At 63.6% G+C, this 25794-nt stretch carries 29 protein-coding genes; 19 read left to right on the top strand and 10 right to left on the bottom strand.

Annotated elements, in window-relative coordinates; all coding sequences use genetic code 11:
* Window positions 1–134: 134 nt before the first annotated feature.
* The 17 genes from AC2FMM_RS06575 (at window position 135) to AC2FMM_RS06495 (ending at window position 16105) form a co-directional block, all read left to right on the top strand.
* Entirely contained in the window at window positions 135–1265 is a 1131-nt protein-coding gene (locus tag AC2FMM_RS06575; protein WP_496796110.1) for a bifunctional 2-C-methyl-D-erythritol 4-phosphate cytidylyltransferase/2-C-methyl-D-erythritol 2,4-cyclodiphosphate synthase, read from the top strand.
* Window positions 1262–1759 (top strand): phosphatidylglycerophosphatase A family protein, encoded by a 498-nt coding sequence (locus AC2FMM_RS06570; protein WP_496796109.1) that lies wholly within the window; start codon window positions 1262–1264, stop codon window positions 1757–1759. The genes AC2FMM_RS06575 and AC2FMM_RS06570 overlap by 4 nt, the downstream gene beginning before the upstream one ends.
* Entirely contained in the window at window positions 1756–2232 is a 477-nt protein-coding gene (locus AC2FMM_RS06565; protein ID WP_496796108.1) for a CinA family protein, read from the top strand. The genes AC2FMM_RS06570 and AC2FMM_RS06565 overlap by 4 nt, the downstream gene beginning before the upstream one ends.
* Window positions 2233–2412: 180 nt before the next feature.
* Window positions 2413–3594, top strand: a complete 1182-nt coding sequence (locus AC2FMM_RS06560) for an ammonium transporter (protein WP_496678084.1) — start codon at window positions 2413–2415, stop codon at window positions 3592–3594.
* Window positions 3595–3740: 146 nt separating this feature from the next.
* A complete protein-coding gene (locus AC2FMM_RS06555) occupies window positions 3741–4421 on the top strand; it encodes an orotate phosphoribosyltransferase (protein ID WP_496686243.1) in 681 nt (226 codons plus the stop codon).
* Between the two features lie 225 nt (window positions 4422–4646).
* The gene (locus tag AC2FMM_RS06550) at window positions 4647–6137 is read left to right on the top strand and encodes a replicative DNA helicase (RefSeq protein ID WP_496678081.1); all 1491 of its coding nucleotides are present in this window, start codon (window positions 4647–4649) and stop codon (window positions 6135–6137) included.
* A 198-nt stretch (window positions 6138–6335) separates the two neighbouring features.
* A complete protein-coding gene (alr, locus tag AC2FMM_RS06545) occupies window positions 6336–7370 on the top strand; it encodes an alanine racemase (protein ID WP_496796107.1) in 1035 nt (344 codons plus the stop codon).
* Complete coding sequence (locus tag AC2FMM_RS06540) at window positions 7367–8149, top strand: MlaE family ABC transporter permease (protein ID WP_496796106.1); 783 nt, start codon at window positions 7367–7369, stop codon at window positions 8147–8149. The genes alr and AC2FMM_RS06540 overlap by 4 nt, the downstream gene beginning before the upstream one ends.
* On the top strand, window positions 8146–8892 hold the full coding sequence (locus AC2FMM_RS06535) for an ABC transporter ATP-binding protein (protein ID WP_496678076.1): 747 nt from the start codon (window positions 8146–8148) through the stop codon (window positions 8890–8892). Before AC2FMM_RS06540 ends, AC2FMM_RS06535 begins: the two co-directional genes overlap by 4 nt.
* A gap of 15 nt (window positions 8893–8907) precedes the next feature.
* Window positions 8908–9561: a hypothetical protein gene (locus tag AC2FMM_RS06530; RefSeq protein ID WP_496796105.1), complete on the top strand. Its 654-nt coding sequence runs from the start codon at window positions 8908–8910 to the stop codon at window positions 9559–9561.
* Complete coding sequence (locus tag AC2FMM_RS06525) at window positions 9555–10004, top strand: paraquat-inducible protein A (protein ID WP_496796135.1); 450 nt, start codon at window positions 9555–9557, stop codon at window positions 10002–10004. The genes AC2FMM_RS06530 and AC2FMM_RS06525 overlap by 7 nt, the downstream gene beginning before the upstream one ends.
* A 150-nt stretch (window positions 10005–10154) precedes the next feature.
* On the top strand, window positions 10155–10934 hold the full coding sequence (locus AC2FMM_RS06520) for a DNA repair protein (protein ID WP_496796104.1): 780 nt from the start codon (window positions 10155–10157) through the stop codon (window positions 10932–10934).
* A 129-nt stretch (window positions 10935–11063) separates the two neighbouring features.
* Window positions 11064–12428, top strand: coding sequence for a DNA repair protein RadA (gene radA / locus AC2FMM_RS06515; RefSeq protein WP_496796103.1), 1365 nt, complete (start codon window positions 11064–11066; stop codon window positions 12426–12428).
* A 41-nt stretch (window positions 12429–12469) separates the two neighbouring features.
* The gene (locus tag AC2FMM_RS06510; RefSeq protein WP_496678068.1) at window positions 12470–13039 is read left to right on the top strand and encodes a CvpA family protein; all 570 of its coding nucleotides are present in this window, start codon (window positions 12470–12472) and stop codon (window positions 13037–13039) included.
* Between the two features lie 482 nt (window positions 13040–13521).
* Window positions 13522–14982 carry an amidophosphoribosyltransferase gene (gene purF / locus AC2FMM_RS06505; protein ID WP_496678066.1) on the top strand — a complete coding sequence of 487 codons (1461 nt, stop codon included), beginning with the start codon at window positions 13522–13524 and terminating at the stop codon, window positions 14980–14982.
* Window positions 14983–15166: 184 nt separating this feature from the next.
* Window positions 15167–15415 carry a hypothetical protein gene (locus tag AC2FMM_RS06500; RefSeq protein WP_496678064.1) on the top strand — a complete coding sequence of 83 codons (249 nt, stop codon included), beginning with the start codon at window positions 15167–15169 and terminating at the stop codon, window positions 15413–15415.
* A 42-nt stretch (window positions 15416–15457) separates the two neighbouring features.
* Window positions 15458–16105 carry an SDR family NAD(P)-dependent oxidoreductase gene (locus AC2FMM_RS06495; RefSeq protein ID WP_496796102.1) on the top strand — a complete coding sequence of 216 codons (648 nt, stop codon included), beginning with the start codon at window positions 15458–15460 and terminating at the stop codon, window positions 16103–16105.
* Between the two features lie 58 nt (window positions 16106–16163).
* On the opposite strand, the gene AC2FMM_RS06490 is transcribed toward AC2FMM_RS06495, so the two are convergent.
* The 4 genes from AC2FMM_RS06490 to AC2FMM_RS06475 form a co-directional block, all read right to left on the bottom strand.
* Window positions 16164–17006 carry an ATP-binding protein gene (locus tag AC2FMM_RS06490; RefSeq protein WP_496686256.1) on the bottom strand — a complete coding sequence of 281 codons (843 nt, stop codon included), beginning with the start codon at window positions 17004–17006 and terminating at the stop codon, window positions 16164–16166.
* A gap of 115 nt (window positions 17007–17121) precedes the next feature.
* Complete coding sequence (gene tatC, locus AC2FMM_RS06485) at window positions 17122–18003, bottom strand: twin-arginine translocase subunit TatC (RefSeq protein ID WP_496686259.1); 882 nt, start codon at window positions 18001–18003, stop codon at window positions 17122–17124.
* Window positions 18000–18458, bottom strand: coding sequence for a Sec-independent protein translocase protein TatB (tatB, locus tag AC2FMM_RS06480; RefSeq protein ID WP_149774519.1), 459 nt, complete (start codon window positions 18456–18458; stop codon window positions 18000–18002). The genes tatC and tatB overlap by 4 nt, the downstream gene beginning before the upstream one ends.
* 6 nt (window positions 18459–18464) lie before the next feature.
* A complete protein-coding gene (locus AC2FMM_RS06475) occupies window positions 18465–18680 on the bottom strand; it encodes a twin-arginine translocase TatA/TatE family subunit (RefSeq protein WP_496678054.1) in 216 nt (71 codons plus the stop codon).
* A gap of 219 nt (window positions 18681–18899) precedes the next feature.
* Here AC2FMM_RS06475 and AC2FMM_RS06470 point away from each other — a divergent pair, with 219 nt between their 5' ends.
* Window positions 18900–19205 carry a hypothetical protein gene (locus AC2FMM_RS06470; RefSeq protein WP_480753377.1) on the top strand — a complete coding sequence of 102 codons (306 nt, stop codon included), beginning with the start codon at window positions 18900–18902 and terminating at the stop codon, window positions 19203–19205.
* A gap of 21 nt (window positions 19206–19226) precedes the next feature.
* On the top strand, window positions 19227–19898 hold the full coding sequence (locus AC2FMM_RS06465) for a helix-turn-helix transcriptional regulator (RefSeq protein WP_496686262.1): 672 nt from the start codon (window positions 19227–19229) through the stop codon (window positions 19896–19898).
* Between the two features lie 33 nt (window positions 19899–19931).
* Here AC2FMM_RS06465 and AC2FMM_RS06460 read toward each other — a convergent pair whose 3' ends face one another.
* From AC2FMM_RS06460 to AC2FMM_RS06435, 6 genes are all read right to left on the bottom strand, one after another.
* Window positions 19932–21083, bottom strand: coding sequence for a peptidoglycan DD-metalloendopeptidase family protein (locus AC2FMM_RS06460; protein ID WP_496678046.1), 1152 nt, complete (start codon window positions 21081–21083; stop codon window positions 19932–19934).
* Between the two features lie 62 nt (window positions 21084–21145).
* On the bottom strand, window positions 21146–21796 hold the full coding sequence (locus tag AC2FMM_RS06455; protein ID WP_496796101.1) for a protein-L-isoaspartate(D-aspartate) O-methyltransferase: 651 nt from the start codon (window positions 21794–21796) through the stop codon (window positions 21146–21148).
* Window positions 21793–22575, bottom strand: a complete 783-nt coding sequence (gene surE / locus AC2FMM_RS06450; RefSeq protein ID WP_496678043.1) for a 5'/3'-nucleotidase SurE — start codon at window positions 22573–22575, stop codon at window positions 21793–21795. The genes AC2FMM_RS06455 and surE overlap by 4 nt, the downstream gene beginning before the upstream one ends.
* Before the next feature lie 123 nt (window positions 22576–22698).
* The gene (locus AC2FMM_RS06445) at window positions 22699–23784 is read right to left on the bottom strand and encodes an ABC transporter ATP-binding protein (RefSeq protein ID WP_496678042.1); all 1086 of its coding nucleotides are present in this window, start codon (window positions 23782–23784) and stop codon (window positions 22699–22701) included.
* 85 nt (window positions 23785–23869) lie between these two features.
* The gene (locus AC2FMM_RS06440) at window positions 23870–24982 is read right to left on the bottom strand and encodes a YhaZ family DNA alkylation repair protein (RefSeq protein ID WP_496796100.1); all 1113 of its coding nucleotides are present in this window, start codon (window positions 24980–24982) and stop codon (window positions 23870–23872) included.
* Window positions 24983–24984: 2 nt separating this feature from the next.
* Window positions 24985–25764, bottom strand: coding sequence for an SDR family oxidoreductase (locus AC2FMM_RS06435; RefSeq protein ID WP_496686269.1), 780 nt, complete (start codon window positions 25762–25764; stop codon window positions 24985–24987).
* Window positions 25765–25794: the final 30 nt, after the last annotated feature.

Raw genomic sequence — 25794 nt, 5'->3', positions numbered from 1 at the left:
GAACAATAAAACCACGGCCCGCAAGCCCGCAAAATCATCATGTGCCCAATTATTAATCAGGTTGCCGCGAGTGATTGCCTCTGCTTTCACCGCCGCCTAAACACGGGAGCTAAGCGAAGTTCGGAAACACAAACATGACAACCGCCGCCATCATCGTCGCCGCCGGGCGCGGCCTTCGCGCCGGAGGAGGCCAGCCCAAGCAATGGCGCCCTTTGGCCGGGCGGCGTGTGGCCGACTGGACGATCGAACGGATCAAGGCGCAGGTGTCACTGGTCGTGCTGGTCCTGTCTCCCGACGACCCCGCGGCCTGGACGGAATTCGCCGACAGCGGCCTGATCCTTGCGCCCGGCGGCGCCGACCGGGCCGAATCCGTGCGCAACGGCTTGCAAGCACTGGCTGATCGCAACGTCAGCAAGGTTCTCATCCATGACGTGGCCCGGCCCTGTGTCAGCGCGCGGGTCATTGGTGACGTGCTGGCGGCCCTCGACACCCACGCCGCCGCGGCACCTGGGCTGCCGGTGACCGATGCGCTGTGGACCGGGGCCGACGACCAAGTGACGGGCACCCGAGATCGCGCGGACCTGTTTGCTGCGCAGACGCCGCAGGGGTTCCGCTATGACGCCATCGTGACCGCGCATGCGGCGCACTCCGGCGGGGCCGCTGATGATGTCGAGGTTGCCCGGGCCGCCGGGATCAACGTGGCCATCGTGCCGGGCGACGCGGACAATCTGAAAATCACACGGCCCGAGGATTTTGCCCGGGCTGAACGGATATTGAGGTCAGACATGGATGTAAGGCTGGGCAACGGATATGACGTGCACCGGTTCGGGCCGGGCGATCACGTTATCCTGTGCGGCGTCGAGGTCCCGCATGATCGGGGGCTGCAGGGCCATTCCGACGCGGATGTTGGCATGCACGCCGTCACCGACGCGATCTATGGCGCGCTGGCGCAGGGCGATATCGGCCAGCACTTCCCCCCGTCCGACCCGCAGTGGAAAGGCGCCGCCAGCGAGATCTTTCTGCGCCATGCGGTGGATCTGGCCACGCGCATGGGTTTTCGTATCTCGAACATCGACTGCACGCTGGTCTGCGAATACCCCAAGATCGGCCCGCACGCTGCGGCGATGCGGCAGAAAATGAGCGAAATCATAGGGTTGGAGTCCGATCGCGTGTCGATCAAGGCCACCACGTCCGAGCGGCTGGGCTTTACCGGCCGCAAGGAAGGCATCGCTGCTATCGCAACCGCCTGTCTGGTGAAACCATGACCTTGGCGCGCCTGATCGGAACCGTCGGCGGGGTCGGATATCTGCGCCCTGCCCCCGGCACCTGGGGCTCGCTGGCCGCACTGCCTTTGGCCTTGGCGCTGCACCTGCTAGGTGGCTTCCCGCTGCTGGCCGTCGCAACCGTCGCCGTCTTTGTGGCCGGCACCTGGGCCACCGGCGTCATGACCGCCGGGCAGGACGATCACGACCCCTCGGAGATCGTCGCCGACGAGGTCGCGGGCCAGTTCATCGCTATCTGGGCCGTGTCCTATCCGGCCTGGGCGCATGACATCGCGGTCACCGCCCTGTGGCCGGGCTGGATCGCCGCGTTTTTACTGTTCCGCCTGTTCGACATCACCAAACCCGGCCCCATCGGCTGGGCCGACCGGCGCGGCGACCCCTTGGGCGTGATGCTGGACGACGTGATCGCGGGCGCGTTCGCGGCCGTGGGCGTTCTGATCCTGGCCGGGATAGCACACGGAGTACTGGGCCTATGACCGTCGCCGAACTGCTCGACCGCGCCAAGGCGCTGAACGTCATGATCGCCACCGCCGAAAGCTGCACGGGCGGTATGGTCGCCGCCGCACTGACCGACATTCCCGGAAGTTCGGCCGTGGTTGACCGAGGCTTCGTCACCTATACCAACGCCGCCAAACAGGACATGCTGGGCGTGCGCGCCGAGACCTTGGCGGCCCATGGTGCCGTCTCTGAAGAGGTCGCCCGCGAGATGGTCGAGGGTGCGATGGCGCATTCCCAGGCGCAGCTTGCGGTCTCGATCACCGGCATCGCGGGGCCCGGCGGGTCCGAGTTCAAGCCCGAGGGCCGGGTCTGTTTCGGCCTTGCCCTCACAGGCCGCCCTACCCTGACCGAAACCGTAGAGTTCGGCGCCGCAGGCCGCGCCAATGTCCGACGCTCGGCGCGGGATCATGCGCTGAAACTGCTGCAAAACGGCCTTTCCGAACTCGCTTAAATTTTTTGCACTCGTCCGGATAGGGCGCACTTTTTGTCACCACTTGGAAAAAGGGCGCCAAAACAGGCATCTTTTTTGCACCCTGCCTCTTTTTTCCTCGACGTCCGTTCGGTTGAACCCACGGCACGTCACTCACACCGCGCCCCTTGGCGCAGCTTCAGGAAAGAGGAGAACGGCCCAATGAACGGAGCCGATACCGCCTGGATCATCGTCGCGACGGCGCTGGTCCTGTTCATGACCTTGCCGGGCCTGGCCCTGTTCTATGGCGGGCTGGTGCGCGCCCGCAACGTGCTGAGCGTTTTCATGCACTGCTTCGCGATCGCCTGCCTGATGAGCATCCTGTGGCTGGTCGCGGGTTACTCGATCGCCTTCGGCGACGGCGGTTCGGGCCTGTGGGGCGGGCTGGGCAAGGCGTTTTTGAACGGCGTCGATGCCGACAGCCTGTCGGGCACCCTGCCCGAGGTGCTGTTCTTTGCCTTCCAGATGACCTTTGCCATCATAACCCCGGCCCTGATCGTCGGCGCCTATGTGGAGCGCGTGGGCTTTGGCTTCGTGCTAGTCTTCTCGGGCCTGTGGATGCTGCTGTGCTATGCGCCGGTGGTTCATTGGATCTGGGGCGGAGGAATCCTGACCGATGGCGGCATTCTAGGTGAAATCGGCGTGCGCGATTTCGCCGGTGGAATCGTGGTGCACGAAACCGCCGGTCTGGCCGCTCTGATCATCGCTTGGGTCCTGGGGCCGCGTAAGAACCGCACAACCCCGCCGCACAACCCCGGATTCGTCATGATCGGGGCCGCGATGCTGTGGGTCGGCTGGTTCGGCTTCAACGGCGGCTCGCAACTGGCCGCGGATGGCGGCGCGGCAATGGCGCTGACGGTCACCCATATCTCGGCCGCCACCGCATCGCTCAGCTGGGCGCTGTGGGAGCGGATCAAGTATGGCAAGGCCTCGCTGGTCGGTCTGGTCACCGGGACCATCGCGGGTCTGGCCTCGATCACTCCGGCCTCGGGTTATGTCGATCCGGTTCAGGCGCTGATCATCGGCGCGGTCGCCGGCATCCTGTGCCAAGAGGCGGTGAACGTGGTCCGCAACGTGCTGAACATCGACGATACGCTGGACGTGTTCGCCGTGCATGGCGTGGGCGGCATTTTCGGCACCATCATGATCGCCGTCTTCGGCCTGGGCGCTTGGACCGCACAGCTGGGCGGGCTGGTGATCGTGGGTGCCTTTACGTCAGTTGTCACATTTGTGCTGATCAAGGTGGTTGCGCTTGTCACCCCGCTTCGCGTAGACGCCGAGACCGAGACGAACGGGCTCGATCTGTCGGTCCACGGCGAACGGGCCTATGACATGAGCAGCTAAGCCCACCTTGGCTGCCTCAACTGCCCATCCGGGCATCAAGCGGACCTCTTGCGAGGTCCGCTTTTCTTTTGCGCCAACCCCTCTCGACATCGGGCCGGTCGGCAGGCTATCAGCCCGCAACGTCATTTCAGCACCGAGGTCCCGCCATGATCCCCAGTTCCTTTCCCGACAGCACGGAAATAGCCCGCCTGACCGCGCGGATGCTGCTGGAGATCAAGGCGGTGCATTTCAACGCGCGTGAGCCGTTCACGCTGGCCAGTGGCCTGCCCAGCCCCACCTATATCGATTGCCGCAAGCTGATCTCGTACCCGCGCATCCGGTCGACCCTGATGGATTTCCTGACGGTCACAGTCATGCGGAATGCCGGGTTCGAAGCCTTCGACAACATCGCCGGCGGTGAAACCGCGGGCATCCCCTTCGCCGCGATGGTGGCCGAACGCATGGCCCTGCCGATGACCTATGTGCGCAAGAAGCCCAAGGGCTATGGCCGCAACGCCCGGATCGAAGGGACCATGACCGAAGGCCAGCGCGTGCTGCTGGTCGAGGACCTGACCACCGATGGCGGCTCGAAACTGTCCTTCGTGGACGCGATCCGCGAAACCGGCGCCACCTGCGCACATACGGCGGTGATCTTCTATTATGGCATCTTTCCCGAAACCGAAAAGACGCTGGGCGATCACGGCGTGCAGTTGCACCACCTGTGCACCTGGTGGGACGTTCTGGCCGAGGCCAAGGCGCAGCAAGCCTTTGATGCGGAAACACTTGACGGGGTCGAAGCCTTCCTGAACGACCCGCGCGGCTGGCAGGAGGCCAACAAACAGTCTTAGGTCAAATGTGGATGAGATGGGGATAACTGTGAGGGAATCAGCCCAGTCACCGCGATATCTGGTGACTTTTTCACCGTTTCCTACATAATAGGCGACAATCAAGATAACATCCAAACGGTCTGGAAAGTTATCCCATGGCTTTACCCGCAGTTAGCCACAGGTATTTCCAGATAGCTTGAACAGCGGGTCTGCGTGTAGAACCTCGGGACAGGCAGCGGGGACGAAATGAACGAAATCAGCAGTATCGAGCAGGCAGCGGCGCAGATTCAGAACGCCGAGACCATGCCGCATTCCATCGAAGCCGAACAGCAGCTTCTTGGCGCGATCCTGACCAACAACGACCTGTATGACAGGGTCGCCTCGATCATCGGGCCCGAGCATTTCTATGACCCGGTCCATGCCCGTATTTATGAAGTCGCCGCCGCGCGCATCGCCAAGAACGCACTGGCCTCGCCGGTGACGCTGAAATCCTTTTTGGCCGAGGACGAAGGCCTTAAGGAACTGGGCGGTCCGGCCTATCTGGTCAAGCTGGCCGGCGCCTCGATCAGCGCCTTTGCCGTGCATGACTATGCCCAGATGATCTATGACCTGGCGATCCGGCGCGAGCTGATCCGGCTGGGTCGCGACATCTCGGACAAGGCGGCGCGGGTCGATGTGGCCAGCGAACCCAAGGAACAGATCGTCGAAGCCGAGCAGAAGCTGTACCAGCTGTCTGAGCAGGGCCAGACCGAACAAGGGTTCAAGTCCTTCCTCAAGGCCGTGACCGAGGCGGTGAACGTCACCAACGAAGCCTATCAGCGCGGCGGCGGCATGGCCGGGATTTCAACCGGGCTGATCGATCTGGACAAGCAGCTGGGCGGGTTGCATCCGTCCGACCTGATCATCCTTGCGGGGCGGCCGTCGATGGGAAAAACCTCGCTGGCGACCAACATCGCCTTCAACGTGGCCAAGGCCTACAAGCGCGGCATCCGTGCCGATGGCACCGAAGGGGCGGTCGATGGCGGCGTCGTCGGCTTCTTCTCGCTGGAAATGAGCGCCGAGCAGCTGGCGGGGCGGATCCTGGCCGAAGCGTCCGAGATTTCCAGCCACAAGATCCGCCAGGGCGACATGACCGAGGACGAGTTCCGCCGTTTCGTCGACGCCGCCAAGGCGCTGGAGGCCTGCCCGCTGTTCATCGACGACACGCCGGCTCTGCCGATCAGCCAGCTGGCGGCGCGCGCGCGTCGGCTCAAGCGAACGCATGGGCTGGACCTGCTGGTCATCGACTATCTGCAGCTGTGCCGCGGCATGTCCGACAATCGCGTGAACGAGATCGCCGAGATCTCGATGGGCATGAAGGCCATCGCCAAGGAACTGAACATCCCCGTCATCGCCCTGTCGCAGTTGTCGCGTCAGGTGGAAAACCGTGACGACAAGCGCCCGCAGTTGTCCGACCTGCGCGAATCCGGCTCGATCGAGCAGGACGCCGACGTGGTGATGTTCGTGTTCCGCGAAGAGTACTACAAAGAGCGCGAAAAGCCCGGCGATCACGAGCTGGAGAAGATGGAAGAATGGAAGCAGGCGATGGAGCGCCTGCACGGCAAGGCCGAGGTCATCGTCGGCAAACAGCGCCACGGTCCCATCGGCACGGTCGAGCTGTCCTTCGAGGCGCAGTTCACCCGGTTCGGCAACCTTGTCAAACCCTGGCAGCAGGGCGCCCAGATCGAGGGTTACTGACCCCCTCTCCTCAGTCGACCATGTGAACGATCGGGGTCATTCGCTGGCTTTGACCCTGATGGGGGAACAATGCGGGTGGCCGTCGAACGCGCCCCCTTTGGGAGCGGCCCGGCCACATGCTGCCCAAGTCGCGGAGATTCCGCTCATTTGTGGCGCATTCCCCCTTGACCTCGTGCGGCGCGATGTCATGAACGGATCATGAGTACCGCACGTTTGACGATCAACCTTCACGCGCTGGCCGGAAACTGGCGAGCGCTGGACGCCAAAACCGATGCCGAGACCGGCGCCGTGGTCAAGGCCGACGCCTACGGTCTGGGTGCCGGCCCCGTTGCCAGCACGCTGGCCGAGGAAGGCGTCCGCAAGTTTTTTGTTGCCGTGGCCGAGGAAGGCGCCGCCGTGCGCCGGGCGATCGGTCCCGGGCCTCTAATCTTCGTTTTTTCCGGCCACATGGAAGGCGATGCGGATCTGCTGCGCGATCACGACCTGGTGCCGCTGCTCAACTCGCCCGAACAATTCCAGCGCCACATCCAGGCGCTGCCGGTGCATCCGTTCGGCCTGCAACTGGACACGGGCATGAACCGCCTGGGGCTGGAACCCGCCGACTGGTCCGCCCTGCGCAACCGGGCCGAGGCACTGAACCCGGTGCTGGTCATGTCGCACCTGGCCTGCGCAGACGAACCCGACCACCCGATGAACCGCCAGCAGCTCGAGGCATTCCGGGGCATGACCGAGGGCGTCTCGGCCCCCCGGTCGCTGGCCGCCACCGGTGGCATGCTGCTGGGCTCTGAATACCATTTCGACCTGTGCCGCCCGGGCATCGGCCTGTATGGCGGCCTGCCCTTCGCCGCGGCCAAGCCGGTCGTCACCGTCGATCTGCCGGTAATCCAGGTGCGCGATCTGGCCGTCGGAGAAACCGTCGGCTATGGCAATACCTGGAAGGCCCGCCGCCCGTCGCGCATCGCCACGGTGGCCGCGGGCTATGCCGACGGGCTCCACCGCGCCATCGGCGGCGGCATCGACACCTTCGCCGGTGACCTGCCCTGCCCGGTCGTGGGACGCATCTCGATGGATCTGATCACCGTTGACGTGACCGACCTGCCGCACACGCCCGAACGTCTGCGCATTCTCAACGGCCACCAGACGGTGGACGACCTGGCCGAGGCCGCGGGCACCATCGGGTACGAGATCCTGACCTCACTCGGCAGCCGCTATTCGCGGGGCTACGTCGAATGAACCCGATCACATGGCTTGGCGAACTGGGCCGCGCGGTCCTGAACCTGCTGGCCGCCTTCGGCCGCGTGGCGCTGTTTGCTCTGGATGCGGTGTCGCACATCTTTCGCCCGCCCTTCTACCCGCGTGAATTCGGCGTGGCCCTGCTGAACATCGGCTGGCTGTCCTTGCCGGTCGTTGGGCTGACCACCATCTTCACCGGCGGGGCACTGGCGCTGCAGATCTATGCCGGCGGCGCGCGTTTCAATGCCGAGGCCGTGGTGCCCCAGATCGTCGCCATTGGCATGGTGCGCGAGCTGGGCCCTGTCATGGTCGGCCTGATGATCGCCGCCCGCGTCACCTCGTCAATCGCGGCAGAAATCGCCACCATGAAAGTGACCGAGCAGATCGACGCGCTGGTCACCCTGTCGACCCACCCTATGAAATACCTGACCGCCCCGCGCGTTCTGGCCGCGCTGATCACCCTGCCCGTGCTGGTGGCGGTGGGTGACATCATCGGCATCGCGGGCGGCTATGCCGTGGCCACGCAGAACCTGGGCTTCAACCCGGCGGCCTATCTGAAGAATACGGTCGATTTTCTGGAACCGCTCGACATTCTGTCGTCGCTGGTTAAAGGGGCGGCCTTCGGGGTAATCGCCGCCATCATGGGCTGCTACTACGGCATGCACTCAGGCCGTGGCGCCCAGGGCGTGGGCCGCGCGACCAAAAGCTCGGTCGAGGCCGCGGCCGTGCTGATCCTGGCCGCCAACTTCGTTCTGACGGGGGTGTTCTTCTCGCTATGATCCGGTTGGAGAACGTACACAAGGCCTTTGGCGACAACCATGTCCTGCGGGGCGTGAACCTGGAAATTCCCACGGGTACCTCAATGGTCATCATCGGGGGGTCGGGCACCGGAAAATCGGTGGCGCTGAAATGCATCCTCGGCCTGATCAAGCCTGACAGCGGCAAGATCTATGTCGATGGTCAGGATGCTGAAACCGGCGACCGCGATGCCTTTCTGGCCCGGTTCGGCATGCTGTTCCAGGGCGGCGCTCTGTTCGATTCCCTGCCCGTCTGGCAGAACGTGGCCTTCCGTCTGCTGCGCGGCTCGCTCAAGCGCCCGGCACACGAGGCCCGCGAGATCGCCATCGACAAGCTGCGCCGCGTCGGCCTGCGCGCCAATGTGGCCGATCTGTACCCCTCCGAGCTGTCGGGCGGCATGCAGAAACGCGTGGGCCTGGCCCGCGCCATCGCCGCCGAGCCCGAGATCATCTTTTTCGACGAGCCCACCACGGGGCTGGACCCGATCATGTCGGGCGTCATTAACGATCTGATCCGCGAAATCGTGACCGAGATGGGCGCCACCGCAATGACCATCACCCACGACATGAGTTCCGTCCGCGCGATCGCCGACAACGTGGCGATGCTGCATGACGGGGTGATCCAGTGGACCGGTCCGGTCAGCCAGATGGATTCCTCGGGTGATCCTTTTGTCGAGCAGTTCATCAGTGGGAGTGCGGAAGGGCCGATTGAGGCGGTGCGATAGTTTACTGGCGAAGCGATGGACCCGTTTGAGCAACTAGAAATTGCCATCAAAGACGTCAAACAGCTCAACGATGGCGATTTATCCCCCACAAACAACTACGAATACGCGCAAGCAATCGCAGGAGACTTGTTCGAATATTATGGGCGGATTGTGCAACTGGCCAAGTTATGCGGACAACCGGTCCAGACCCTGGACCCCTCTCATGCTGAAGACCTAGAGAGAGCTTGCAATATAGTTTTGAACCAAATTCAACGCATGGAACTAGCGTTTCGGTTAAGAAAAGGTGCAACTAGCATTGCTATTGAGCATGAGAACCATTTGGTCAGGTTATCGAAAGATCAGGTTGAAGAAATCGAGGAACATATTAATGAAGCTCGGCAAAAAATACGCTCCTCTGATGCTTTTGAAGAAAAACACAAGCGCAGACTTTTGAACCGACTTGAAAAGCTTCAAGCAGAAATAAACAAAAAGATTAGCGATTTGGACGTAATGCTTGCAGGGGTGACCGAAGTCACCGCGGTAGCTGGTCAGAGCGCGAAAAACCTGAACCCGGTTGTAGATCTGTTCAAAAAAATCTTCACAATCGCAGAAGGCGAGACAGACGAGCCACTTGGCCTTCCAGCGCCTCCAAAGCAAATTGAAGATAAATCCGGAGAAGCAGAATCCTAAAAGTCGCCACCCTCTCGCTGCTGATCCTCTACCCCATCGCGTGGTTCGCCCCGCTGATGCGCGCGGGCCTGCTGCCGATCTTCGGCCTCAGCGAGATCAGCGTCATCACCGGCCTTCAATCCCTCTGGAAATCAGACATCTTCCTCGCGCTGGTCGTCACCGTCTTTGCCCTGTTCGCCCCTTACATCAAAACCATCGGCACCGCGCTGGTCCAATGGGATCTGCTGGACCCACGTGTCCAACCCGCGCTGAACATCATGGGCAAGCTGGCCATGGCCGATATCTTCCTCATCGCGCTCTACATCACCTTGGCCAAGGGCATTTCCTACGCAACGATCGAAACAGCGTGGGGTCTGTACCTGTTCACTGGCTGCATCCTTGCCTCAATCGCGCTGGGCTACGTTACCGAAGTGAAACGTGGTTCACGAAATCCCCGGACCTGATTGATTGAAAACGCATTTCTGGCTATGATGGCCAGTATTCGAGCAGCCAAGTCGTTTTTTGTTTCAGGGTCCGACGCGGATCGTCTTGCACGTTTGATGGATACTCCGCCCGGGCCCGGTTTTGCCGGTTTCAAAAGGAGTAGGACTGCCATGGCCGCCCTCCATTCGATTTCAATTCATTTCCAGAACGTATTCCTTCGACTGACTTTTTTCTTGATCTGCGCCGCTGCCCTGTTTGCCGTATCCGCCACCATGCTTGCCGCCGTGGATGTCTGGCCTTGGCTGACGATGCAGGCTGGATTGGGCGGACAGGACATCCCGAACGCAGGCGCCTACATCCAGATCGGCCTGACCGCTCTGGTTCTGATGCTCGCCTTCTATCTGCCCTCGAGCGCGCGCATGATGGCGTTGGAAAATACGCATCGGAAGTTCTCGCTGCAGATGCAGGACGTGGTCGATGCCTACCAGATCGCCCACGCGGCCGACCGCAGCGGCGTGTTTGCGCTGGCCTCGGAATTCGACGCGGTCAAGGAACGCATGGCTTTCCTGCGCGACCACCCCGACCTGCAAACGCTCGAGCCCGAAGTCCTGGAACTGGCTGCACAGATGAGCCAGGTCAGCCACGAACTGGCCGAGACCTATGGCGCGGCCAAGGTCGCGCGGGCGCGGGCGTTCCTGCAACAGCGGCAGGAAGAGGTCGCGCAGTTCCAGCAGCGGATTGAAGAGGCCCAGACGATCCAGCACGAGCTGCGCCAGTGGACGCGCGACATCGAGATCGAGGAATCGATAGCCAAGTCCCAGTTGACCCGCCTGCGAGACGAATTGTTCGAGCTCCTGCCCGAGCTGTCCGCCCAATTGCAGACCCCACCCGACGACAGCGACCCGACTGCCACGAGTGTCATCGCCATGCCCCCGCGGGCTGCTGAATAGCACGCCCCCCAAGTGCACCAGCACCCGCCGTGAAGGATGGCCCGCCGGGCCTGACGCCGCGGCTCGCCCGTTCGGCTTTCGGGCCACGGGGGCTTGAAGAACCTTCCATCCTCGGGCACCAAAGGCTCCATGGCAAAGATGACGACTTTTACCTGCTCGGCCTGTGGCGCCTCGCATACCCGCTGGTCCGGGCGCTGCGACGGCTGTGGCGAGTGGAACACCATTGTCCAGGAAACCCCGCTATCGGCTGGCCCAGCCAAAAAATCTCTGGGCGGCAAGCGCGGCCAAGCTGTAACCCTGACTGACCTCTCCACCGAAGAGGCCCCGCCCCCCCGCACAGTCTGCGGTGTCGAGGAACTGGACCGTGTCCTGGGCGGCGGGCTGGTCCCGGCCTCGGCCCTGCTGGTGGGCGGCGATCCGGGCATCGGCAAATCCACCCTGCTGCTGCAGGCCGCCGCGCGCTTTGCCCGGTCGGGGCTGAAAACCATTTATGTCTCGGGCGAGGAAGCCAGTGCGCAGGTCCGCATGCGCGCGCGCCGTCTGGGGCTTGAAGACGCGCCGGTGCAGCTGGCCGCCGAGACCAACCTGCGCAACATCCTGACCACGCTCGAGGCCGAGAAACCCGGCCTTGCCATCATCGACTCGATCCAGACCATGTGGGCGGACAATGTCGACAGCGCGCCTGGATCGGTCAGCCAGGTCCGCGCCGCCGCGCATGAACTGACCAGCTTTGCCAAGCGCCACGGCGTATCCATCATCATGGTCGGCCACGTCACCAAGGAAGGCCAGATCGCCGGCCCCCGCGTGGTCGAACACATGGTCGATACCGTCCTCTATTTCGAGGGCGAGCGCGGCCACCAGTTCCGTATCCTGCGCGCGGTCAAGAACCGATTTGGCCCCGCTGACGAGATCGGCGTGTTCGAGATGACTGGGAAAGGTCTGGCGCAGGTCACCAACCCTTCGGCCCTTTTCCTGTCGGAACGCGGCACGCCCAGCCCCGGCTCGGCCGTTTTCGCAGGCATCGAGGGCACCCGGCCGGTTTTGGTCGAACTGCAGGCGCTGGTCGCGCCCTCGCCCCATTCACAGCCCCGCCGCACCGTCGTCGGCTGGGACAGCGGACGGCTTGCGATGATCCTCGCCGTGCTCGAAGCGCGCTGCGGCATCCCCTTTGCGGGGCTCGACGTCTATCTGAACGTGGCCGGGGGCCTGAAGATCAGCGAGCCCGCAGCCGACCTCGCAGTGGCAGCCGCTCTGCTGAGCGCGCGCGAGGACACCGCCCTGCCCGCCGACACTGTGGTTTTCGGAGAAATCTCTCTATCCGGGGCACTTAGACCCGCATCGCAAACCGAAAACAGGTTGAAAGAAGCGCAAAAACTTGGTTTCACATCGGCAATTGCTCCGGCAGGTGGCAAAACCGGCACTGTGGCAGGTCTGACACTCACCCGACCCTCTGATCTGGCCGGGTTTGTTGGCGAAACCTTCGGAGCAGGTTAAGCTCGCGCCACGAGGGGCAGAAAAACGAACAGGCGAGGGCCATGGAAGGTTTTACAATCATTGACGGGGTCGTTGCCCTGATCGTCGTGCTGTCGGGCATCCTGGCCTATTCACGCGGTTTCATGCGCGAGGTGATGGCCATCGCCGGATGGGTGGCCGCGGCCGTACTGGCCTTCATCTTTGCGCCGCAGGCGGTGCCGCTGGTCAAGGAAATCCCGGTGGTCGGGGATTTCCTGCGCGACAGCTGCGAGTTGTCGGTCATCACCGGTTTCGCCGCCGTGTTCGCCGTGGCCCTGATCGTGGTCAGTATCTTTACCCCACTGTTTTCGTCGCTGGTGCAGCGGTCGGCGCTGGGAGGGCTGGATCAGGCGCTGGGGTTCTTCTTCGGCATCGCGCGCGGTATCCTGCTGGTGGCCATTGCCTTTTTTGTCTATGACACCGTCATGACCGGTCAGTCGTACACGATCGTGGACGAAAGCCGCTCGGCCAAGGTGTTCGAACAGTTCAGCGACAAGATCGAAGAGCAGAACCCCGAGGCCGCTCTGGGCTGGGTCACCACGCAATACGAACAACTGGTGGCAACGTGCACCGCGGATTCGCAAGGTCAATAACGGCTACCCGGAATTGCAGACCAAGCCCGGCCCTGGCCGGGCTTTTTCTTTTTGCCGGTCAGACGAACCCTTCGCCACCACAAATCGAACAGCGCGATGTCTTCAGGCCGAAACAGCCATCGCAACGACTGAATTGCGGCCGACCGAGGTGATCGCGGCCTTTCAGAACCTCACCTTTGCCCATGCAGATCTGGCAGGGCGCGCGTCCCATTCCGCGGCACCGATGACACCTTCGCTTGACGCGTTCTTCCTTCTTGGGTCCGGGTCGGCCTTGCCACATGCCCACCTCCATCTTGGCTTGGGACCGCAGGCCAGCACTGCTCGGAACACCTGCGGTGGCGATATTTCCGCACATCATTGAACCCCAAAACCGCGCTGCGGCAAAACGATTTGTGATCCTTTGATGACATGCGCGGGTTTAGGCATTATGTGAGGGCCAACCCGCAACGGAATCGGAGCTGCCCGTCTTGCCAAGCCCGCAGATGCCCCCCGCCCACCCGTTCGATGACGACAAACTCCGCGAGGAATGCGGGATCTTCGGTGTCGTCGGCGTCCAGGATGCCGCAAGTTTCATCGCTTTGGGGCTGCACGCCCTGCAGCATCGCGGGCAAGAGGCCGGCGGGATCGTCACCCACGACCCGCAGCTTGGCTTCAACTCGGCCCGCCGGTTCGGCTATGTGCGCGACAATTTCACCTCGTCCGACATCATCGAAAGCCTGCCCGGTCCGATCGGCATCGGGCATGTGCGCTATTCCACGGCCGGGTCCAAGGGCCAGACCGCAATCCGCGACGTTCAACCGTTTTTTGGCGAGTTCGCCATGGGCGGCGCTGCGATTGCGCACAATGGCAACATCACCAACGCCAACGCCCTGCGGCGCGAGTTGATCGAGCGCGGCTCGATCTTCCAGAGCTCGTCCGACAGCGAATGCATCATCCACCTGATGGCGCGGTCGTTGCAGCGCAACATCCCAGAACGGATGGAGGACGCGCTGCGCCGGGTCGAGGGCGCCTTCTCGGTCGTGGCCATGACCCGCACCAAGCTGATCGGGGTACGCGACCCCCTGGGTGTACGCCCGCTGGTTTTGGGCAAAATCGGCGACGGCTGGTGCCTGGCCTCGGAAACCTGCGCGCTGGACATCATCGGCGCCGAATTCCTACGTGAGATCGAGCCCGGCGAAATGGTGGTGATCAATGCCCAGAACGGCGTTGAAAGCCACTTCCCGTTCCGCCGACAACCCAGCAAGTTCTGTATCTTCGAGCATGTCTACTTCTCGCGCCCAGACTCGATTCTGGGTGGACGCTCGGTCTATGAGACCCGCGAGGCCATCGGACGCGAGCTGGCCAAGGAAAGCCCGGTCGAGGCGGATCTGGTCTGCCCCGTGCCCGACAGCGGCACACCAGCGGCCATTGGGTACTCGCTGGAGTCGGGCATCCCCTATGCAATGGGTATCATCCGCAATCAATACATGGGCCGCACCTTCATCGAACCCACCGAGCAAATCCGCAACATGGGCGTGCGGCTCAAGCTGAACGTGAACCGCGCCCTGATCGAGGGCAAGCGGGTGATTCTGGTCGACGACTCGGTGGTGCGCGGCACAACCAGCCGCAAGATCAAGGAAATGATCCTGGATGCCGGTGCGAAAGAGGTGCATTTCCGCATCGCCTCGCCTCCCACGGCCTGGCCCTGTTTCTACGGCGTGGACACGCCACAGCGCGAAAAGCTGTTGGCCGCCACGATGACCGAGGAAGAGATGACCAAGCATTTGGCGGTCGACAGCCTCCGGTTCATCTCGCTGGACGGGTTGTACCGGGCGGTCGGCGAATCGCAGGGTCGCAGCAAAGAATGCCCGCAATACTGCGATGCATGTTTCTCGGGCGAGTATCCCGTCACTCCGGCGGACATGGTTGAACAAGGGTTCAAGATGCAACCGGCGGCCGAATAAGGCCGGAATTCAGAGACTTCTCCAAGGGGCCGCAGGGCCCCTTGTTTCATGGCCCCGGTCCGCGTGGCAAAAGATGGCCGAAAGCTGCTGCACCGGCTTTTCCTTCCCCTTTGGCTCTGCTAGCCAGCCGGCTGCTCACTCACGCAACCACACGGAGGCCGGGCCACCGGGCCGGCCAGTTCACATGGCAAATCCCCGAGTCGACAGCGCGGCCACGCAGAAGGGCGCGCTCAGCAAGAATGGTACGACCGTCCTGGGCGTCTTTGGCCCGCAGAACGACATGCGCGCCCTGATGCGCTCATCGTCGGGACGGGTTAAAGAGGTCAAGACAGGCAGCCGCTTTGGTTCGGGCACGATCGTGGCCATCGACAAGGACGGCATCATACTGCGACAAAGCGGCCGGACCCAGCGCATCGCCATCCCCGGAAGCTGATCCGGGCTTGACGGGCTGCGCGCTTGGGTTCAAACCCCGCGCATGACCGATCAGACCAAAATTGCCCTTGTTACCGGCGCGTCGCGTGGGCTGGGAGCCGCCCTGGCCGAGGCGCTGGCACCCGAATACCACATCGTCGCCGTTGCCCGCACCACAGGCGGGCTGGAAGATCTGGATGACCGCATCAAGTCCCAAGGAGGCGCGGCCACCCTGGCGCCGATGGATATCGCCGACCCCAATGCCATGGCCACACTGTGCCGCGGCATCCATGACCGCTGGGGCAAGCTGGACCTGTGGCTGCACACGGCCATCCACACCGCACCGCTGACGCCTGCGAATTTCATCGACCCCAAGGATTGGCAGAAATCCGTGGACGTGAACGCCACCGCGACTTCAGTTCTGATTCCCTATGTCGCGCCCCTGCTGGGTGAGGCTGGACAGGCGGTGTTCTTTGACGACCCGCGTGCCGGCGAGAAGTTCTGCGCCACCTATGGCGCAACCAAGGCTGCGCAGATTGCCATGGCGCGCAGCTGGGCCGCCGAAACCGTGCGCACCGGGCCAAAGGTTCATGTTCTGCAGCCTAGGCCTATGGCCACAGCCCTGCGCGCGCGTTTCTTCCCGGGTGAGGATCGGTCGAAGCTGGCCAGCTCCTCGGACGAGGCCGCGCGCCTGCTATCCATGCTGGGCTGAGACCGTTCGGCCAGATCCCTTGCAAGTTGCAGCGGCGCCCCCATGACGGGCGCCGTTTTCATTCGATATGGACGCCCTGCCGGCCCGCCAGATCGACAAAGAACTGCCACGCCACCCGGCCCGAACGCGCGCCGCGCGTGGCCTGCCATTCGATCGCCTCGGCCCGCAGAGCGTCGGCATCGACGCTGACGCCATAAGCCGCGCAATACCGGTCGATCATCGCAAGGTATTCGTCCTGATCGCAGGGGTGAAACCCCAGCCACAAGCCGAACCGGTCAGACAGCGAAACCTTTTCCTCGACTGCCTCGGACGGGTTGATCGCGCTCGAGCGTTCGTTCTCGATCATGTCGCGCGGCATCAGGTGGCGGCGGTTCGACGTGGCATAGAACACCACGTTTTCGGGCCGACCCTCGATCCCGCCATCCAGTACGGCCTTCAGCGACTTGTAGTGCTGATCGTCATGGCTGAACGACAAGTCGTCGCAGAACAGGATGAACCGGAAAGGTGCAGCGCGCAGGTGGTTCAGCAACCGCGCGACCGAGCCCATGTCCTCGCGCTGAAGCTCAACCAGCTTCAGGTCGGGAAACTCGGGCTGAAGGGTGCCGTGCACCGCCTTGACAAGGCTGGACTTGCCCATACCGCGGGCACCCCACAACAGCGCGTTGTTTGCCTTGTACCCGGCCGCGAAGCGGCGCGTGTTGTCCAACAGCGTATCGCGCGACCGGTTGATGCCCACCAGCAGGTCAAGATCGACGCGGTTGACATGGTGCACCGGCTCCAGCCGGTCGGGCGCAATGTGCCAGACAAAAGCGGGGGCGGCCGAGAAATCAGGCGCAGCCAGCGGCGCCGGGGCCATGCGTTCCAATGCGTCGGCAATGCGGTTCAGGGCTTGGTCGTCCATGGGTCCTCCGAAGTCTTGCGGCCGATTTCAACCACGTTCATGGGCCGCCAACAAGACCCGGATGAAGAAAGGGCGCACCCGTCAAGGCGCGCCCTTCCCCATTCACTGCTCGGGTTTACTTGTCGTCTTCGGCCTCAAACTCTGCCATCAGCTCGTCATCGGCTGCTTCTTCATCGTCATAATAGCCGTCGGCCCGCAGCTGTTCTTCGCGCTTTTTCTCGACCCGGGCCACCAGGAAGATCGAAATCTCGTACAGGCCGTAGACCACAACGAACAGAATGATCTGGGTGATCACGTCCGGCGGGGTCACGATGGCGGCCAGAACCAGAATGCCCACCACGGCATATTTGCGCACCGCGCCCAAACCTTCGGCGCTGACCAGCCCGGCCTTGCCCATCAGGGTCAACAAAACCGGAAGCTGGAAGCACAGACCGAAGGCCACGATGAACTTGATCGTCAGGTTCAGATATTCCTGCGCCGAACCTTGGAACACCACGCTCAGCGGCGCGGATGCGCCTTCGGCGACAGCCTCACCCTCGGCCCCAAATTGCTGGAATCCAAGGAAGAAGTCATAGGCCAGCGGGGTGACCACGTAAAAGGCAAAGCTCGCGCCCAGCAGGAACATGAAGGGCGAGGCCAGCAGGAATGGCAGGAAGGCGTTCTTCTCGGACCGGTAGAGCCCCGGCGCCACGAACCGCCACATCTGCATGCCGATATACGGAAAGGCCAGAATGAACCCACCCAGGAGCGAGACCTTGATCGCCACGAAGAAGCCCTCCTGCGGCGAAATGAAGATCAGGTCGCAGTCCTGTCCGCGCTCGGACAGAACATCGCACAGGGGCTGGGTCAGAAAGTTGAAGATCGGCGTGGCAACCGTGAAACAGATGATCATACCGATCAAAAAGGCCACGACGCTGTGGATCAGACGCGTGCGCAACTCGGCCAGATGCTCGATCAGGGGGGCCGAGGTATCCTCGATCTCGTCGGTCTTGCTCATGTCTTGCCTTCGGTTTTCAGCGCGGCTTCGGCCTCTTCGGCCTTGGCCAGGGCCTCGGCGGCTTCTTTCGCCTTGCGCTCGGCGGCGGCACGGGCGGTGGCAGCCTGGATCTTCTTGGCCTGCTCGGCGCGTTCAGCGGCCAGTTTGCCGGTTTCGCTGTCGGGGTCGAACTTGGTCGGATCCATGCTCTTGGCCATGTCCTGCGCGGCCTGCTTGACGCCATCCATCGCACTGCCCACCGGGTTGGTGGCCGCGTCCAGACCTTTCTTGATATCGTTCACGCCCGCCTGGTCGGCCGCCTCGTTCATGGCGCTTGAAAATTCGCGCGCCATGCCCCGGGCCTTGCCGATGAACCGTCCGACATTGCGGAAGAGAACCGGCAGGTCCTTGGGCCCCACGACGATCAGGGCAACGATGCCGATGACCAGCAGCTCGGTCCAGCCCAGATCAAACATGGGCGATCAGACCTTGTCTTTGTCGGTCTCGGGCGTGACGTCCTTGGCCAGCTCAGACGCGTCCTGTTCGATCTCCTCGCCGCCTTCCTTTACGCCTTTCTTGAATGCGGTGATGCCTTTGCCCACCTCACCCATCAACGAGCTGATCTTGCCGCGGCCAAACAGCACCAGCACCACGACGGCGATCAGCAGGAGGCCGGGAAGGCCGATATTGTTGAGCATGTCTCTTCTCCTTCTACGTCGGCGCAACGCGCCGGGAATGTGATCTGACTTCGTGTCTACGCCCACCGGGCCATCGAAAAAAGTGACGCAAGTCAAATCCGCGTTCAAATCCGGGCCGCTCATGTGGTTTTTGCGGGCTGGCAATTTTCAACTGACAGGTTTATGTCAGTTGCTGACGACTAGGAACAGGGCATCGAAACCTGGTCAACGGAGACTCACATGACCCATGTTGCTGAAATCGTCACCTTCACCCTCGCTGATGGCACCACGCCGGAAGAGTTCGTCAGGCTCAGCCAGACGACCGAGGCCTTCGTGCGCGCGGCTCGCGGCTTTGCCCACCGACAGTTGAGCCAGGGCGAGGATGGCCGCTGGACCGATTATGTCATCTGGACCGACATGAAGGCCGCACAGGACGCCGCAGCGCAGTTCCCACAGCAGGATTTTGCCGCCGGTCTGATGGCGGCGATCGACCCCGCCAGCATCCAGATGCGCCATGAGAAAGTGCTATGGAACATGACCGCCTGATCGCGGTCCGGACGGCGTGTCATGCGCCGCACTGACCGCCTGTTCGACATCATCCAGATCCTGCGCGACGGCAAACTGCACCGCGCGCAGGACATCGCGGACCGGCTCGAGGTTTCGGTCCGCACCATCTATCGCGATATGGACACACTGGTGGCTTCGGGCGTTCCCGTCCAGGGCGAACGCGGTGTGGGTTACATGGTGCGCGAGCAGATCACCCTGCCCCCGCTGAACCTCAGCCCGGCCGAGCTTGAGGCCCTGAACCTCGGCATGGCGATCGTGGCCGAGGCCGCCGACCCCGACCTGAAGGCCGCCGCCGAGTCGCTGGCCGCCAAGATCGACGCAGTACTGCCCACCCAGGTGGTGGCCGAGGCGGATGCGTGGAAATTCGCCGTCTATCCCTTTGCCGATGCCGCGCGCGGGCTGGCGCATATGGCGCCGATCCGAGCGGCCATCAAATCGCGCCAGAAACTGCGGCTGACCTACCGGCGCATCGACGGAACCCTGACCGAACGCACAATCCGCCCCTTGCACATGGAATACTGGGGCAGGGTCTGGACCCTGACCGCCTGGTGCGAGCTGCGCGACGCCTTCCGCGTGTTCCGCATTGACCTGATCGAAAGCGTCACGCCCTTGCCCGAGATCTTTGCCGATGAGCCCGGAAAGCGGCTGGCCGATTACGACCCGACCGCCTGATGCCCGTAAGCCCCGAAAGATCGCGCCGAATTTTCAGCGCAGATAGGTTTCCGGATCCACCGACTCAAAGCCTTCGCGCACCTCGAAATGCACATAGGCGTTTTCGCCGCCGCGCAGCTTGGCAATGCTCTGGCCGCGGCTGACCCGGTCGCCTTTCTTAACCGAGATCCCCTCGACATTCGCATAGACCGTCAGCAGATCGTTGCTGTGCTTGACCACGATGATCGGGATCTGGTCGGCATCGGCCGTGATCGCGGCCACGGTGCCGGCCTCGGCGGCCTTGACCGGTGTGCCGGGGCTGCCGGCAATATCGATCCCCTCGTTCTTGCCCTTGGCATAGGGCCGGATGATCTTGCCGGTGACCGGCATCGCCAGGGCCGAAGCGCTGGTCTGGGTCGGCGCCTCGGCGGTAACGTCCGGCGCGGGGGCCGGCGGTGCGATCTTTTCATCCGGCAGGGGCTGGGTGGCACTGGGCGGCGTGGGTGTCGGAGACCCCTGCCCCGGCTCGGTCACCGCCGTTGCCGCGGGCACGGCCGCTTGTCGCGGCGCGGCCTGGTCCTTGACTGGAATCAGCAGGTATTGCCCCTCGCGCACGGTGAAATCGGGGCCCAGGCCGTTCCATTCGGCCAGCGCATCCACCGGCACCTGGTACAGGCGGGAAATGGTATAGGCCGTCTCGCCGCGCTTGACCTTGTGGCGGATCGGCTCGTCCGTCGAGGTGACCGGCGCAGGTTTGACCGGTTCCAGCGTCGAGACACGCACGCCGCCGGTATCCGGCGCCTGATCGATGGCCGTCGTTGCGATCGAGGCGATATCGACATTGCCCGCCCCGGCCCCGACCGACCGGGGCAAGGCCAGAACCTCGCCCTCGCGCAGTTGGTCGCTGGGCAGCAATCCGTTGAACCGGGCCAGTTCGGCCTCGGGCAGGCCGACCCGCGCCGCGACCGTGCCGACCGTATCGCCCCGCCGGGCCACCGCCACCTGGTAGGTGGGATAGGTGATCACCCCGCGCGCATCGGGCGCCGGGCGGTCTGCTGTGGCCGACAAGGCGGCCGGGGTGGTCGAAAACCCGCCGACCTGACCCCGCAAATCGTAATCCAGCGGCCCCTCGCACCCGGCAAGCACCGCGACCGTGGCCAGCGCCGACGCGCCACGACCCAAGACTGACCTGGAAACTGCTCTCATGTCTCTGTCCTCAACACCTGCCCCTGTTTGCCGGGGTTCTGGCGCCCTTTTTGCTACGGCTTCTACGCTTCGTCCCTGCCAAGCCCCTCCAACAAGGGCACGAATCGGACGGGCAACAATTCGTCATAGTCGAAGCCGGACTCGGTTCTGGTGACCCGGATCAGGGTCTGCACCGCATCCGACTGCCCCACGGGCAACACCATGATACCGCCGATTTTCAACTGCGCCAAGAGCGGCCCGGGCGGATCCTCGGCGGCGGCGGTCACGATAATCCGGTCAAAGGGGGCCTGTTCGGGCAATCCAAAGGATCCGTCTGAATGCATCGCGGTAATGTTGGTCAATCCCAACTCGCGAAACAGCTCTCCGGTTTCGCGCACCAGGCGCTTGTGGCGCTCGACCGTGTAGACCCGGCGTGCCAGCTTGGCCAAAACCGCCGCCTGATAGCCCGACCCGGTGCCCACCTCGAGCACCTTGTCCCGCGGCGTGACCTGCAGCGCCTGCGTCATTAGCCCAACGACCGAGGGCTGGCTGATCGTCTGACCGCAGGCAATCGGCAGCGGCGTGTCCTCATAGGCCCGTTCCGCGAACAGGCCGCGGACGAACCTGCCACGGTCGATCTGCTCCATCGCGTTCAGAACGCGCGCATCCGTCACCCCGCGCGAGCGCAGGGCAAACAGGAACTGCATCTTGGTTTCCGGGTCCGGTCCAGTCATTCGATCGTCTTCAAAGCGTCAAGCGCGTCATGCGCCGTCAGATCGGCCCGCATCGGCGTGACCGAGATGTAACCTTCCAGATTGGCCGCCGCGTCGGTGCCGGGCGCGGTGGGGTTGTGCTGATAGCCGCCCTTGATCCACAGGAACCGCCGCCCCGAAGGCGAGGTGTGCGGCTCGACCGAGAAATGCGTGTCGCGCCGAAAGCCCTGGCGCACGACGCGGGTGCCCAGCACCTCGTCGGCGGGAACGGGCGGGAAATTCACGTTGTAGAACAGCCGGTAGTCTTCCTGCTCGGGCGGCGTGGCCGCAAGGATGCGCCGCACCAGGTCGGCGCCGTGACGCGCGGCGGCCTGGAACGGATCCTCGAGCCCTAGATTGCGCGGCCCGAAATACTGCGACAGGGCAATCGCGGGTATGCCCTGCAAGGCGGCCTCCATCGCGCCGCCGATGGTGCCGGAATACAACGTGTTCTCGGCCGAATTGTTGCCCCGGTTCACCCCGGACAGGACCAGATCGGGCCGGGCGTCCTTCATCACCTCGTGCAGCCCGGCCAGAACACAGTCGGCGGGCGAGCCCTCGGCGGCGAACCGACGCTCGCCCAGCTTGGCGATCATCATCGGATGGGTATAGCTGATGCAATGGCCCACCCCCGACTGCTCGAAAGCAGGCGCCACGACCCAGACCTCGCCCCCGGGTCCGGCCAGATCTGCAGCGATCGCCTCCAGCGTCATCAGCCCCGGCGCGTTGATCCCGTCATCGTTCGTCAGAAGTATGCGCATCTGCCTGCTGTGCCCCCGCGTTTGGCCCTTGATAGACGCAGCCACCGAACGCGGCAAGCGACGCCCCGGCCCTTTCTGCGGCATTCGCGCACCACTTGCGGGGAAATCGACGGCGCAGGGCGGTCAGGCCGGAAAAACGAAACACTTGTCGCGGCGGATGGTCAGCCACATCACCCGACCCGGATTGGGCACGAACACGTTGGGCACGGTGACCTTCAGGATCGAGCCGTCATAGTCCATGCGAAACTCGATCAGGCTTTCGTTGCCCAGGAACCGCGCCCGCTCGACCACGCCGCGGGCCGGAACGCCGTCGGTGGCGGTGGGCAGCGGCCCCTTGCCGTTGCGGTCGAAATCCAGCCGCACATGCTGCGGGCGGAACACGATCTCGACATTGGTGCCGTCGGGGATTCCCGGCGCCAGGAACTGTCCGAATGGCGTTTCCGCCAGCGCCCCATTCACCTGTGACCGCAACACGTTGACATCGCTGAAGAACGCCACCGCCGCCTTGTCGACGGGCCGGGTATACACGTTGTAGGGCGCGCCCTGCTGCACGATCCTGCCGCGCCGCATCAGTGCAATCTCGTCCGCCATGCGCATGGCCTCTTCGGGCTCGTGCGTGACCAGCAGCACGGCGGCGTCCTCTTCCTTGAGGATGGCCAGCGTCTCGTCGCGGATGCCATCGCGCAGACGGTTGTCGAGGCCCGAGAACGGCTCGTCCATCAGCATGATCCGGGGACGCGGCGCCAGCGCACGGGCCAGCGCGACCCGCTGTTGCTCGCCCCCCGACAACTGATGAGGAAACCCGTCGACATAGCGCAGCAGGTCCACCTTGCCCAACAACTCCTCGACGCGGGCGCGTTTCTCGTCCTTGCCGCCCTTCAGGCCGAAGGCCACGTTGTCGGCCACGCTCAGGTGCGGGAACAGGGCGAAGTCCTGGAACATCAGCCCGATCTCGCGCCGTTCGGGCGGCACGCGGAACACGGTGTCGCAGATCAGCTTGCCGTCGACATAGATCTCGCCGGACTCCTGCATCTCGACCCCGGCGATCGCCCGCAACGTGGTGGATTTGCCGCAGCCCGACGGGCCCAGCAGACAGGTCACCTGCCCCGCCTGAACGGTCAGAGAGACATCATCGACCACCGTGCGCCCGCCGAACCGGCAGACCAGATTGCGGATTTCCAATCGCGGAGGAGCTGTATTGATTGCCACCGACGGACCCCAATTGCCTTTTCCCGATCAAATTCATCGGGCTTGCGTCGGGATAACAACCCGGCCCATCGGGCGCAAGAGAGGCCTATGCCAGCAGCTCGAACGACACGCCCGCGCGGACACGGCCGTTGACTTGAACCTCAAGCCTGTGCGGCCCCGGGACCAGCCGAAACGTGGTGGCGTCGCCCTTGAGCTTGTGCCGCTTGCTCAGCTGCAGGCGGCCATCTGACAGATTGGCTTGCTTGAGCTTGTGAACCTTGGGTGAGATTTTTCCCCCAGATCGCTGAAAATGAACGATATAGTCGATCAATACCGGTTGATCATCAGGGCCTGAAACCGAGACGGTGAACTCCAGAACGCCGCCGATACGGGCGTCGCCATTCACCGAAACATCCACCTCCAGCGGCGCGTCGGGATCATAGCCCAGCAGCGCCATCGCCCCGCCATGGCCGGACTTGACCAGCCCGCGCAGCGCATGTGCGGTGATCCACCGCATCTCGTCAGTGTCTTGCGCGCCCGAGGCATGCCACGCCTTCAGGCGGTTCAGCGCCAGGTCAGGGTCTTTCTTGGTGATGTCGTTGAGATGGTTCGCTACCGACCGCGTGACATAGCGCGTCGGGTCCGAATGCAACCGATCCAGCAGCGGCAGTGGGTCGGTCAGGTCCAGCCCGACCGCCTGCCCCCAAGGCAGCCGCGGGCGCGTGCCTTCGGAGACCAGCCGCCGGACGTGATAGCTGGAATGCCTACACCAGTCCTGCATCCGGTCCAGCACCAGATCGGGATGGCTGTTCAGAAAGGGCCGGATTGCCCATTCCATCGAGAACCGCTGGGTCAGCTCCGCAAGGACATCCAGTGCCAGGTCGGGATGGTCCGCGCCGACCTGCGCCACCCAGTCACCCAGCGGGGCGAAGATGAAGTCACCGAAATCGTCATCACTCAGGGACGGATCCAGAGGCGGCGGCAAGGCGCGCAGGATCACCGGGGCTACGTCGGGCAGCGCGCCGGGAAAGGCCGCATGCAAACAATCGGCAATCCACGCGATCCGCTGCTTCAGCTCCAGCTCCGGCAGGCGCGACATGACCCGCGCGTGGAACGCGTCGCCGTCAAAACCGGCGTCGGCCTGCGTGAACAGGCCGGCCAGGTAACGGGTCTTTTCCGCGTTGAACAGTTGATCCTTCAGCGAAAACCCCTGCGCCACGGTCACATCGTCAGGTTGGTCGCCCCGCCGTCCAGCAGGATGTTCTGCCCCACGATGAACCCGGCATGTTGTGAGCACAGAAACGCGCAGGTCGCGCCGAATTCCTGCCGCGCGCCATAGCGCCGCGCCGGGATCGTGGCCGCGCGTTCGGCCCGTGCCTCGTCCAGCGAGATTCCCTTTTGCTGCGCGACGCCACTATCCAGCGAATCCGCACGGTCGGTGGCGTGGATGCCCGGCAACAGGTTGTTGATCGTCACGCCATAGGGCGCCACCTGCCGCGCGGTTCCGGCCACATAGCCGGTCAGCCCGGTGCGCGCCGCGTTCGACAGGCCCAGCACCGCGATCGGCGCCCGCACGGATTGCGAGGTGATGTTGACAACGCGGCCCCAACCCTTGTCCATCATCGACGGCAACAGCGCCTTCATGAAGGCGATCGGCGTCAGCATGTTGGCATCCAGCGCCTTGATGAAATCCTCGCGGTCCCAGTCCGACCACAGACCAGGCGGCGGGCCACCGGCGTTTGTCACAAGGATATCAACGCCCTGCGCGGCCTCGATCACCTGCGCCTGACCGTCGGGCGTCGTCACATCGCAGGCCACGGTCTGCACCTCGACGCCATGTTCGGCGCGCAACCGGTCGGCCTGGGCCTCCAGCGCGTCAGGCCCGCGCGCATTCATCACCAGATCGACGCCCTCGGCCGCCAGCGCCTCGGCGCAGCCCAGCCCCAAGCCCTTGCTGCTGGCACAGACCAGCGCGCGTTTTCCTTTGATTCCCAGATCCATCTGATCCCCCCTGTTTGTTGTTGCCCGCAT

It is taken from the genome of Ruegeria sp. BHSC043 (assembly GCF_059612985.1).
The sequence above is the reverse complement of the archived record's forward strand: the minus strand, read 5'-3'. Positions and strand labels throughout refer to the sequence as shown.